We start from the raw sequence: 11991 nt of genomic DNA, 5'->3' as shown, positions 1-11991 counted from the left end.
CGCCTCGGTAACCCCCGCCGGTCATCCCGCAGTTACCTCGCCAAGACGACGCTGGGGTGGCGACGGAAACCGCAAGCGACGCGGAGAGACCCATGGCGATGACGATGAAGGTGTACGAGGTGAACCGCGACGGCGGGATCCGGGTGCTGCAACCGGAAGCTGAGGTGGTCCCCCTCGAACGACCCGAGACCACCGACCGGTTCCCGGCCTGCGAGTGCCCACGGTGCAAGGGACGGCCGTGACCGCCACCCGGGAACTCCCCCCGCTCGAAACCCTCACGTGGGGCCAGTCCGCCGGCCGGGCCTGCGTCTGGTGCAAGAGGCTACTCACGACCGGCGCCGTAAGCGCCGGCACCATCCGATGCCGCGACGGCGCCCACGTCCTCGACACCGAGGTCTGGGCCTGCCCAGAGTGCGACGCCGGAGAAACCCCACACACTTCCGCCCGGCCTGCCGGCCAGGCGGGACCGCCCCGGCACAGGGGCACGTCCACCACAGGAGGAAGCACATGACCATCGCGTTGGAGCGTCCCGTGGGCACCACCGACCCGGCGACCCTCGTCGAACCCGAGATGTTGGAGCGGCTCGCCGCCCGCATCACCAAGGACCAGCCCGACACCGACCTGCCCACCGCCCGCCGCATCGTCGGCCAGGCCGCGGCCTTCCTCGCCGCGAGTGCGGCCCTGTCCGACGCCGCGCTGTTGCCGAGCAAAGCCGTGGACGTCGGCTGGCACACGTGGATCCTCCACACCGTCGACTACGCCGAGTTCTGCGACCGCCTCGCCGGACGGTTCATCCACCACGTCCCCACGTCGGAAGGCGAGAGCGTCGAAGGCGGGTCCGCAGCGGCCCGGCAGCGCACCCTCGACGCCATGGCGGCCGCAGGGTTCCGGATCGACCACGATCTGTGGCCCGATGCCGCCATGATGGGCGAGTGCTCCCAGTGCCACGCGGGTTGCACCGACAGCCCGAACGGCGGCAAGAAGTCTGCGTAGTACCACCCCTGTAACCGGCCGCCCGGTGCACAACCGGGCGGCCGGCCCCATGAACGGAGCAGCAGTGACCGAGACAAAGGCGTGGGACACGTACTCGCAGCAGAAGCCGGAGCGGCGCCCGGTGAACGCGGCGGGCGAGACGACCTGGTTCAACTGGACTCAGTACCCCGACCACGGCCCCGGCGCCGAGGTCCTCGGCGTACGCCCCGGCTCGGCCGTCCTCGAACTGGGCTGCGGCAAGGGCGGCAACCTCGCCCACCTCACGGCCCTCGGCGCCCACGCGGTAGGGGTCGACGTCTCGCTCGCTCAGATCAAGGCGGCCGGCGCCCGCTGGTCCGACATGCAGATGACGCTGCACCGCACCGAGGCGACCCGTTTCCTTGAGGAGACCGGAGCCAGCTTCGACTCCGTGTTCTCCGTGTTCGGCGCCGTCTGGTTCACCGACCCCGCGGTCCTACTGCCCGCGATCCGCCGTCGGCTGCGTCCCGGTGGTGTCCTCGCGTTCTCGCAGCGGCCCCCGATCGAGGGCTGCTACGGGTGCCAGGCGTCGTACATCAACCGCTCCGAGGACCAGGACCCGCTCGTCGTGAAGCGCTGGGACTACGAACCCGACCAGTGGGTGGAGCTCCTCACCGAGCACGGCTTCGCATCGCCGACCGCCCGGGTCCTGCTTGCGCCGCCCGGGCCGAGGAAGGTCGGCACACTCCTCGTCCGCGCCCACGGATAGGACACAGCGATAGGCGGAAGCCCCAGTGCACGCGCGGTCGCGGCTTCACTATGTGATCGTTTGCACTTCGATGGAGCATGGCGATCAGGCTCTCCTCGTCGGGTCAGCGGCGTGGGCGTCCCGGCCGGCTGGTGGGTGCTGTGGTTGTCATAGGCGGCTGGGTGCTGGGAGACAGGCCACTGAAGGCTGACGCGGTGGTGCTCCGTAGGCGGGCTGCTTCGGCACGGCGGTTGGGTGCGGGGTTGCGGCTGGTGTGCTGGATGCGGGTGATCAGGACGCGGGCGGGCCTGTGAGCGGTGCCGAGCTCACGGCGGGCGGCGGCTTCTTTGAGGAGCTGGTGGGGTTTGTGCCCGCCGGCTTCGGCGTCGGCGAGGACGGTGGCGAGCGCGGGCCAGCCGGGGTCGGCGAGGATCCGCTCGGCGTGTTCGGGGACGGCTGCGCGTACGTCGTTGGCCAGGATGCGACGGGTCTCCTCCTTGGAGGGCCGTGCTGCCAGTTCGGTGAGCGTCGAACTGAGCGCGTCATCGGCGGCTGACTGCAGGTGCTGGACGGCTTGGCGGGCGGCGTCGGCCTGGTGGGCGTGCCCCTTGGCCTCGTGCCAGCGTCCGGCGAGGATGGCGGCCCAGAGGAGTGCGGCGGTTAGGGCGGCGAGGGCACTGCCGTCGGGCCCAGTGGCAGTGTTGACGAAGACGCGAGCCGCAGACCGCAGGGCGTGGGCAGCGCGGTCTTCGGCACGGATCTGAGAGCGCTGCGCACGGGCGAAGGCCCGGCTGGCCGCATGCAGTTGCGCACGGATATCTCCGGGGGCCTTCTGGGCGGTGGCCTCGATGAGTTCGCCCAGGGCAGTGATGTGCGCCTGCGCTCGTGCGTCCCCACCGTCGTCGGCGCTCGTGCGGGTGATCTCTGTGTGGAGGGTGTCGAGGGTTTCGGTGGCCTGGTGCCAGGCGGTGGCGGGTCGGTTGCGCCGGGCGGTGGGGTGTTCCTCGGGGGCGCTGGTCTCCAGGCGGGCCTTCAGCTTGGGCAGGGACAGGTCGGGGGCGATCTTCCCGCCGGGGTGGTAGATCTGCTCGCCGTCCTTGTTCAGGTCGCCGGGGCGGCCTACGGCGTAGCCGAGGAGGTCTCCCGAGGGTCCTCGGCGGGGCTTGACCAGGATGTCGCCGGCTTCGAGGTAGGCGAGGAGTTCCTCGGCGCTGGTGGCGTGCGGGATGGCGGCGCGGATGTGGTCCTGGAGCCACTCGCGGCTGGTCTGCTCCCAGCCGAGGCGATCGGCTTTGTGCATCTCGGCTTGGGTGGGGCGCCGGGTACCGGTGCGGTCGCCCTTCTTCAGGCGGCGCAGCCCGTAGTCCTTCTCGATCTCCCGGCAGGCGTCGCCGACGCGGATGCCGCTGTCGTGGAGCTTGGGGCGCCGGCCGTCTTCGCGAACGGTGGTCGCGAGGATGTGGATGTGGTCATCGGCGTGGCGTACGGCGATCCAGCGGCAGGCCAGATCGTCACCTGCGGGGGCGATGCCGGCTGCCTGGACGATGCGCTGGGCGATCTCGCCCCACTCGGTGTCGGAGAGATAGCGGTCTTCGGGTGCTGCGCGGACGGGACAGTGCCAGACGTGGTCGGTGACCTTCTTACCGAACTCGCCGTTCCGAAGGTGAACAGGCTCGTCGAGATGGAAACCGAGTTCGGTGAGCGTGGCGTTCTCGTCGCGGCCTGGGTCGGGCATGCCGAGCATGGCGAAGGCGGCGACGAGGTGCGGGTCGAGGTGTTCGTCGTGCCTGCCGGGACCGTATAGGTAGGCGAGCAGACCGCGGGTGTTGGACCCGGCCGGTTTGATGGCGGCGATCACGCGGATCAGCCCTCCCTCGCATCGGTGGGCCGGTGCAGGGCCTCGGCGATCAAGGTGAGCAGGCGGTGGAGTTCGTCGAGGCGCTGGCGAATGTCAGGCGGGGTGAGGTCGCTGTTCAGCGCGCGGGCGATCTGATTGACGTTGCTACCGATGCGGTTGAGGGCGCGCAGGACCTGGGCACGGAACATGTGGGTACGGCGCCGGTCCTCGGACAGGGGGAGGTTCGCGGTGAAGCGGCCGTCGACGAAGGCGAGGACGACGTCGGCGGCGAAGCCGGATTCGCCCTTGTAGCCATGCTCAGCTGCGGCCTCGCGCAGGCTGGTGCGCTCGTCGTCGGTGAAGCGCAAGGGGCCCACGCGCTTCAGGCGCGCGTCACCGGTAAACCGGCGGATCGTGGGCTGGACGCTCGGCACGGCGGGTTCGCCGACGGTTGGGGCGTCAGTGGGCGTCGGGCGGAGGATCGCTTGCTGGGTGGCGTGAAGGTTGTCCGGGTCGGGGCCGTCCTCGGCCACGGCCACTTGGTCCGGCGTCCCCTGGCGCTGGGCCGTCTCCGCCACCCCCCGGGCGGAGCCCCCCGAAGACCGGCCATGAGTCGGACTCGGGGTACTACTGGCTCCGCCAGGAGCCGTCCGTCCGAACGCCCGCCGTAGACGTTCTGCCAGCGTAGGCGACTTCGTCAGCGGTATCGGCTCCTCGGAGTGGTACGGGTCATGCATCACGTGCGGGTCTCCAGGTAGAGGCGGGAGGGCAGACGGGCTCTCGGCAAGGTCCGTGTGCTGTGGGTGGTCACACGAATCTGCCCACAGGTGTGGATAAGTGAGCGGCGCGCGGGTCGACGCACCGCTGGCCGGGTGACCGGAACGGGTTCCGGTCACCCGGCATGTGCTGGTCAGCCGCTGGCCGGACCGCTTTCGGCGGAGGCTTTGAGTTCCTTCCGTAGGACGCCCATCACCTCAGTCAGCCGCTCACTGGAAATCGGAAGGCCCTTGTCCTCAACTGCCTTCCGGACGGTGGCCCGGGTGAGTTTTCCCTGCTCAGTACCAGCAGTCCTGCCGATCTCCACGAGTTCCCTAAGCGGGGCACCAGGCGGACGGCCGCCTCGGGGCTTGCTCTCCGGAACCTCCGCAGGAAGTTCCGAAGACCCATCGGACGCGGCGACCGGTGGTCCCGTGACGGGGTTGGGTTGTGCCGGCTCCGCTGGCATTCCGGCGGACCGGAGAGGTGCAGTGACCGGTGCCCTCACCACCTGCCCGGAACCTGCGGGCGAGGGCCGCTCTACGAGCTGGTGGACCTGCCGCATCAGTACGGCGAAGGCCACCATCGCGGCTGCCGGGGGAACTGCGGCCACCACGTAGTCGAGGAACGGGGTATCACCGGTATCCCGCGTGCCACTGACCCCAGCAACGTTCAGCGCTATGGAGCCGACCGATCCGATTACGGTCACAGCGATAGCCCATCGGTCGGTGACCCGGCGCAGGCCCGCCCGGAGCATGAGCAGCTCGCCCGCGACGATGAACGCATCCAGGGTGGCGGGCCACGCCCAGCGGCGGACAGGTGAACCTCCCAGCCCGTGCTGCCCGGCGACGTCGGCCAGGTGCGCGTACGAAAGACAGAAGGCTCCGGCGGTCAGGGCAACGATGACGATGCCGGCTGCGAGAAGCGCGTATCGCTCGGCATCGCCCCGGAGCGATTCCGGCCGTCCTTCGCCCGTCCGGCCGTCCGACGGCTGATGAGGCGGGGGTGAAATGGGAGGGGTGGGCAAGCGGGTGCTCCTGGGGTGGTGGTGTGGTGCGTCTTTGGCGTCTTGGCCGTTGCAAGTGCAGGTCAGGGCGGTACGGCAGCAGCTCCGGCTATCCGTCTCGGCGGGTGCAACCAACGTCAGCTATGCCTCTACAGGGCTCGGGCAGTTCGCCGCGACTGAGCCCGGCCCGGAGTGGCCGTCTCCCGAATAGGGGACGGCGGCTCGTCTTCCGTCTCGCCGACCAGAGCCGTGACCTGCACTGATACGGCAAGGACGCGAGAGACGGTGCAAGACGGATCCGGTCAGCGTCTTGGGCGGCCACGCCGGTGGTCGTGATCGCGTTGCCGTCTTGGCCCCGGTCGCCGTCTCGGCCGCAGGCCGTTTGACCTGCTAGATCACGGCAGGGACGGCAGGGACGGCAACCAGGGCGGCGGGCCTCAGCCCCTGCCGGGGGCGGGGCGGGAGTCGACGGGATGGACGGTGGGGCAGTACCGCCGCCAGCTGTCGAGGAACTTGTTGCGCGTGTAGCCCTTGCGCTGCGTTCCGTCGGCCATCCGGACGTTGCCCGGCCTGACGTCGAAGTCCCGCAGTAGCCTGCCTAGATCACGGGCGTTCAACCCGCCGCGACCCCACTCCGCCCACGGACCTTCGGGGTCCTGGCGCAGGTGGTGGAGGAGCTCTTCGGTGGACAGGCTGTCCACCTCGCGCTGGGCGGCGAAGATCCGGCGGATGTCGGCGAGGATCCGTGCGCCGCCGGGGTGGTCCTCCTCGGCTGCCACTTCGGCGGCGACCATCCGCGCGCACGCCACTCGGGCCCGGCGCGGCCACGAACCCCCGGCCAGCTCGGCGACGATCACCAAGGGCTCCCAGGTGTCGGCGGCGCGGTCCTCGACCGGCATATCCGGCTCAAGGATCGCTGCCTCCTCCAGAAGCGGCCTGGCCCACGCGTTGATCCGGTCGCGCAGGTCGTGCAGGGCAGGGATGTCACGGCGGGAGCGGAAGGGCTTCACCTTCTCCCCCTCCGCCCGCCGACGCATCCGGATCACGACCGACCGGTCCATGACCGTGTCGGGCAGGTCGCCGATCCCTGCGATGGCCGCCATGGCGAAGGTGGCGAACTTGTGTGGGGTGTGGTCGTTACCGACGACCCGCGTCACGTAACGCCCCCGCTGATGACCGGCGTTGAGCAGGCCACGCGTCTCTTCGTTCCGCTCCGCCTGCTTCGGCGTACCGAAGATGGTGTCCGCCTCGTCCACCAGAAGGGTCGGCGGCTCCTCCTCGGTGATCGAGCGGAAGATCGCCGCAGGCGTGGTGTTGATCGTCAGCATCGGCTCGTGGACCGTCTCGGTCAGCACGTCCAGGAGCCGCGACTTACCGCACCGCTTGGCCGGCCCCACCACCGCCAGGCGCGGCGCGTGTTGCCACGCGGGCTGGAGGTGCGTGGCTACCACCCACAACGTGATTGCATCCAGCGCCTCCGCTGACGGCGGGATCACGAACTGGGCTATCTGGATATGCAGCGCATCCAGCAGCGCGGAGCCCTGCGTCGACTCCGCATCAGGCATGTTCTCCGGCCCGCTCGACGCTTGCGCCTCAGCGGCGCCAGGCGCGGGCGCGTCGCCGGTCAAGCTCGGAGCGGCGTCGTCAGGCTGCGCGGCGCACAGATGGGCACCGGGCCGACCAGGGATTGCGGTGGGGGGCCAGCTCGCCTTGGCGGGCTCGGAATAGCCCTCGGGGTTCTCGGGTTCCACTGGGCAGCTCCTCGTCTGGCGGTGGCGGGCTCGCCCGCCCATTCCGCCGGGTCGGTTCTCATCGGATCGCTGGGGAGTTATGGGGCCTCCGGCGTTGCACCGCCGGGGGCTCTCCCCCCTTCCCGCAGGCACTGGGGTACCGCGAGGGACCACGGACAGTACGGTCACGCCCGTCCACAGTCCAGCGTTTCTGTGTCAGCTCAGCGCAGAACCCTTTGCTACGCTTCCGGCCTCTCATGCGGCCAGGCCCAACAGGATCAGCAGATCCGCGGTCACGACCCGATAGGCGCTGCCCAACCGGAGGACCTTGCACGGGTACGCGCCGCGCTTCGCCAGTTCGTACCCCTTGCTCCGCCCGAGCCCCAGGGCCCGGTTGCTGGTTTCGAGGTCAACGGCCACCGGCAGGGCAAGCAGGTCCTCACGGCTCATCCCCTTCGGCGACCCCTCGGTGCTGTTTTCGCGCATGCGCCATCCCTCTCGGTACAGCCGTCGGCGAACGCGGTCATCACGTCCGGCTCCAGGCGTCTACCAATCAGGATCCACAAGCTAATGTGTCTGCATGACACAACGTCGTGTGGATGATGATGCGGACGACTTCCCGGAGTGGGTGGACCGGGTCCAGGCGAACGTGGCCGGCGAAGTCCGCCGCAGACGAAAGGAGATGGGGTGGAGCGCGCAGGAGTTGGCCGACCGGTGCGAGCAGCTCGGGCACCCAATCCCGCGCAACGTGATCGCCAACATGGAGTCCGGCCGCCGGGCCGGCCTGCCACTGGTGGACGTCCTGGTCCTGGCCGCTGCCCTGGAGACGTACCCGGCCTGCCTCATCTTCCCGGTCGGCTACGTCGACCAGACCCAGGAACTCCCCTTCGAGCAGCTCGTGCCGACTTGGGACGCCCTCCGGCGCTTCACCGGCGAGCAGGAAGTGCTGGGGCACGACGCCGGCCTCGTGCCCGACTTCGAGGCACACGCCAGCCTCGTGGGCACGGCCCTGGCTGCACTCGACGAAGAAGAGCAGGCGCGTTTCGCGGCCAGGACGGCAACGAGCCGCGCCCAGCAGGAAGAAGCCGAACGCAGGCGGACCGCGTACGCCGACCAGGCCGTCTCGGCCAGGTACAAGCTCCGGTACCTCCGCCGAGACCTCCGCGACGACGGAGCCATTCCGCCCGATCTCCCGCCCGCACTCCACGACGTCGACCCGCCCGAATGGGTCCCCGATACCACCACCGAGGAACGCCCTTGAAGGGATCCACCCACCGCCGCTGCTACTGCCGTGACGCCGAGACCGGCAAGCCGCTCGGCAAGAAGTGCCCCAAGCTCGCCAGCCGCAAGCATGGCTCGTACTCCATACGCCAGGAGCTCCCGCCCCGAGCCGACGGAACCCGCCGCTCCTTCAACCGCGCCGGCTACGAGACGTTGAAGGCCGCGCAAAGCGATCTGGACCACGTCCGGGCCCTCATCGCCATCGCGGACTCGGACGATGATCACGACCTCGACCGGATCGCGGAGTTGCTCGAACAGGTCGCCGACGAGAAAGCTCCCCTGCCCGACATCGAGGACACCCGCAGGCGGTTCAGGGCGGGCTTGGACCTGATCGGACGGCGCACGGTGGGTGAGTGGCTCGATCAGTGGCTTGCTGCGAAGAAGTCACGGAAGACGACACTCAACGGGTACGCCTCTCACATCCGCGTCCACCTGAAGCCCCGCATCGGCCATGTCCGCCTCGACCGTCTCAACGTCGGCCACCTGGTGGAGATGTACGACGGCATAGCCGACGCCAACGAGGTGATCCAGGCGGAGAACCTCGAACGGCGCGAGCAGATCGCCAGGTGCAAGCCCAGCAGGCCGGGCCGTCCCGTCTCAGCCGAACGAGCCCTGCTCGCCCTCGAACGGGCGAAGCTCGCCGAGATGAAGCCGTTCCGGAAGATCACCGGGCCCGCTACGCAGCAGAGCATCCGGCGCACACTGCGAGCGGCCCTGAACGCGGCGATCGCGCAGCAGTTCATCACCTTCAACCCGGCCTCCCACGTCGAGCTGGAATCCGGCAAGCGCCCGAAGCCGCTCCTCTGGACTGCGCAGCGAGTGGAGCGCTGGCGCGCCACGGGTGAGCTGCCTTCGCCGGTGATGGTCTGGACGCCAGCTCAGTTCGGAGCGTTCCTGGACGCAGCCGAATCCGACCGGCTCTATGTGCTCTTCCACCTCGTGGGTACCCGCGGTCTTCGCAGGGGCGAGGCCGTCGGCCAGAACTGGACGGACGTCGACCTGGACGCCGGCCTCATCACACCGGCCAAAGAGATCGTGGTCGACGGCTGGGATCCGTACGAATCCGCTCCCAAGACGGACGGGAGCGCTGGCACGATCGCCCTGGACAGCGTCAACGTCGCTCTCCTGCGAGAGCACCACAAGGCCATGCTGGAAGCCCGGGAGAAGTGGGACACCGCGTGGAAGGAGACCGGCAAGGTCTTCACTCGCGAGGACGGATCCTGGCTGCACCCGGAGACGGTCTCCGAGACGTTCAGGCGCATCCTCGCCACCACGGATCTGCCGCCCATCACCCTGCGCGATCTACGCCACGTTGCGGCCACCCTCACCCATGGCGGGGGCGGCGACCTGCACACAATCAAGGAGACGCTGCGTCACTCCACGATCACGCTGACGTCTGACACCTACACGAGCCTGCTGCCCGAGGTAGACAAGGCTGCCGCAGAAGCCGCCGCTGCTCTGGTGCCCCGTGTCCGTAAAGCCCCCTCCGTAGCACCTGCTGTCGGGCCGTCCGCTCACGCATCGCTCACGCAAGAGGCCGGGAAAGACGAAGCGCCCCGACCAGCCGAAGCCGATCGAGACGCTAAGTAGCAGGTCAGAAGGGTTTCCCCTCCCTGCACCAAGTAGGCCGTGTGGGACTCGAACCCACAACCAACGGATTAAAAGTCCGCTGCTCTGACCAATTGAGCTAACGGCCCCTGATGGATCACCCCCGAGCATAGCTTCCCCGGACCCGGCAGCCGATCGGGTATCGGGTGCCGGGCCCTGTCGTGGCTGGGGCGGGGCCGGTCAGGCCGTGGTTTCGTCCGTGCTCGTGCGCTTGTGATCCGGGGCGGGCGGTACGAGGAACCAGTGGCGGGCCGATACCAGCCACCAGACGGCGGCGAAGCCGAGCACCACCAGCACCGCCAGCGGCGCGTAGTTGAAGCTCTCCCAGGTGACCGGGGAGACCTGGGGCAGCATGAAGAGCACCGTGATGACCCCGACCCAGGTCACCGCGATGATGCCGATGGGCCGGGACCACCGGCCCAGGTGCCAGGGGCCCCGGACGAAGTCGTCGCCCCGCAACAGCCTGAGCAGGGTGGGGATGACGTAGGCGATGTAGAGGCCGATGACCGCGATGGACGTCACGGCGGCGTACGCGGTGTCGTTGATCAGGTACGGCAGGCCGAGGACGAGCGCGCCGAGAGCGGCCAGCCAGACCGCTGCCACGGGCGTGCGGGTGCGGGGGCTGACCGTGTGCCACACCCGGGAGAAGGGCAGCGCCCCATCGCGTGAGAAGGCGTAGATCATACGGCTGTTGGCGGTCACCGAGGCCATCCCGCAGAACAGCTGGGCCCCGATCACGACGAGCAGCAGGAGCTTGCCCGTGGTGGCGCCGAGTGCGTCCAGCAGGATCTGGGCGGGCGGCGCACCGGTCGGGGAGTTCAGGGCGCCCTCGTACGACTGGATGGCGTAGGTGAAGCCCAGCAGGAGCACGAAGCCGGCGATCCAGGACGTCCAGATGGACTGCACGATGCCGCGCGGGCCCGCTACGGCCGCGTCGCGGGTCTCCTCCGTCATGTGGGCGGAGGCGTCGTAGCCCGTGAAGGTGTACTGCGCCATCAGCAGGCCGATCATCACGACGTAGAAGCCGCTCCCCCAGCCGGTGTTGTTGACGAACTCGGTGAAGACGTACGACGTCGACCGGTGCGAGTCCGGCACGAAGGTGAGCGCCCCGACGATCACCGCGACACCGATGACGTGCCACCACACGCTGACGTTGTTCAGGAAGGCGACGATTCCGACCCCGAAGGTGTTCAGCAGGCCGTGCAGGACCAGGATCGCCGCGAAGAGCAGGATCGTACGGCCGGGCGTGACCTCGAAGCCGAACTGGAGGTTCAGGTACGCCCCGAGGAAGGACGCCGCCCCGAAGTCGATGCCCGCGGTGACCGCGACCTGACCCAGCACGTTGAACCAGCCGGCGAACCACGCCCAGGCCGCGGCGGAACGCGGCGGGGCCAGGCGGTGGGCCCAGAAGTACAGGCCCGCGGATGTCGGGTACGCCGAACAGATCTCGGCCATTGCGAGGCCGACGAACAGGGTCATCAGCCCGACGCCGACCCAGCCCCAGGTGATGACGGCGGGGCCGCCGGTGTTCATGCCGAACAGATACAGCGTCAGGCAGCCGGAGAGCACCGAGATGATCGTGAACGAGACCGCGTAGTTGGAGAAGGCGGACATCCGGCGCGCGAGCACCTGGGTGTAGCCGAGTTCGGCCAGCCGTTCCTCGTCGGACGTGGGGGCCGACAGACCCGGAAGAGCGCCGGCGTCGGCATCTGGGGGCGGCTCGGCGGACACCGCTTCGTCGTTTGTCATGCCCCCAGCGATGCCCTCGGGGGCTCGCCGGAAACGCCGCAGGGCCCGCACACCACCGAAGTGACGTACGGACCCTGCGGGTCGGTCAGACGGACAGGCAGCCGTCAGCGGGACTCAGCCGTTGCGCTTCCAGCGCGGCTTGTCGTCGCGGCGGCCGAAGGTGCCGGTGCCACCACGGTGGTCGTCGCGGCGGCCGTTCGGGCGGTCGCTGCCGCCGGAGCGGAAGCCGCCCGACGGACGGTCGTCACGACGGTCGCGGTTGAACGGACGGTCGCTGCCGCCGGAGCGGAAGCCACCGGACGGGCGGTCGTCACGACGGTCGCGT

Annotated in this window: 11 protein-coding genes and 1 tRNA gene; 4 read left to right on the top strand and 8 right to left on the bottom strand. The window is 69.4% G+C overall.

The window, feature by feature from the left end; genetic code table 11:
• Positions 1-507: 507 nt before the first annotated feature.
• Together AB0C75_RS04195 and AB0C75_RS04190 are read left to right on the top strand one after the other, a co-directional pair.
• A complete protein-coding gene (locus tag AB0C75_RS04195) occupies positions 508-993 on the top strand; it encodes a hypothetical protein (RefSeq protein WP_362886854.1) in 486 nt (161 codons plus the stop codon).
• Positions 994-1057: 64 nt separating this feature from the next.
• A complete protein-coding gene (locus AB0C75_RS04190) occupies positions 1058-1720 on the top strand; it encodes a class I SAM-dependent methyltransferase (protein ID WP_362886852.1) in 663 nt (220 codons plus the stop codon).
• A gap of 103 nt (positions 1721-1823) precedes the next feature.
• Here the strand turns inward: AB0C75_RS04190 and AB0C75_RS04185 are convergent, their stop codons facing one another.
• The 5 genes from AB0C75_RS04185 to AB0C75_RS04165 form a co-directional block, all read right to left on the bottom strand.
• Complete coding sequence (locus tag AB0C75_RS04185; protein WP_362886850.1) at positions 1824-3557, bottom strand: mobilization protein; 1734 nt, start codon at positions 3555-3557, stop codon at positions 1824-1826.
• Between the two features lie 5 nt (positions 3558-3562).
• A complete protein-coding gene (locus AB0C75_RS04180) occupies positions 3563-4114 on the bottom strand; it encodes a MobC family plasmid mobilization relaxosome protein (RefSeq protein ID WP_362886848.1) in 552 nt (183 codons plus the stop codon).
• 332 nt (positions 4115-4446) lie between these two features.
• Positions 4447-5319: a DUF2637 domain-containing protein gene (locus AB0C75_RS04175; RefSeq protein ID WP_362886846.1), complete on the bottom strand. Its 873-nt coding sequence runs from the start codon at positions 5317-5319 to the stop codon at positions 4447-4449.
• Between the two features lie 416 nt (positions 5320-5735).
• Complete coding sequence (locus tag AB0C75_RS04170) at positions 5736-7049, bottom strand: DUF3631 domain-containing protein (RefSeq protein ID WP_362886844.1); 1314 nt, start codon at positions 7047-7049, stop codon at positions 5736-5738.
• A 234-nt stretch (positions 7050-7283) separates the two neighbouring features.
• Positions 7284-7514 (bottom strand): hypothetical protein, encoded by a 231-nt coding sequence (locus AB0C75_RS04165; RefSeq protein ID WP_147958455.1) that lies wholly within the window; start codon positions 7512-7514, stop codon positions 7284-7286.
• A 94-nt stretch (positions 7515-7608) separates the two neighbouring features.
• Here AB0C75_RS04165 and AB0C75_RS04160 point away from each other — a divergent pair, with 94 nt between their 5' ends.
• Both AB0C75_RS04160 and AB0C75_RS04155 read left to right on the top strand, forming a co-directional pair.
• Positions 7609-8289: a helix-turn-helix transcriptional regulator gene (locus AB0C75_RS04160; RefSeq protein ID WP_362886842.1), complete on the top strand. Its 681-nt coding sequence runs from the start codon at positions 7609-7611 to the stop codon at positions 8287-8289.
• Entirely contained in the window at positions 8286-9899 is a 1614-nt protein-coding gene (locus AB0C75_RS04155; RefSeq protein ID WP_362886840.1) for a site-specific integrase, read from the top strand. The genes AB0C75_RS04160 and AB0C75_RS04155 overlap by 4 nt, the downstream gene beginning before the upstream one ends.
• A gap of 33 nt (positions 9900-9932) precedes the next feature.
• Here the strand turns inward: AB0C75_RS04155 and AB0C75_RS04150 are convergent.
• The 3 genes from AB0C75_RS04150 to AB0C75_RS04140 all read right to left on the bottom strand — a co-directional run.
• Positions 9933-10006, bottom strand: a tRNA-Lys gene (locus tag AB0C75_RS04150).
• A gap of 91 nt (positions 10007-10097) precedes the next feature.
• Positions 10098-11666: an amino acid permease gene (locus AB0C75_RS04145; RefSeq protein WP_362886838.1), complete on the bottom strand. Its 1569-nt coding sequence runs from the start codon at positions 11664-11666 to the stop codon at positions 10098-10100.
• 114 nt (positions 11667-11780) lie between these two features.
• A partial coding sequence (locus tag AB0C75_RS04140; protein ID WP_362886836.1) for a hypothetical protein occupies positions 11781-11991 on the bottom strand: 211 nt, incomplete at its 5' end.

Source organism: Streptomyces sp. NPDC048565, assembly GCF_040650935.1.
Lineage (GTDB): Bacteria > Actinomycetota > Actinomycetes > Streptomycetales > Streptomycetaceae > Streptomyces.
The sequence above is the reverse complement of the archived record's forward strand: the minus strand, read 5'-3'. Positions and strand labels throughout refer to the sequence as shown.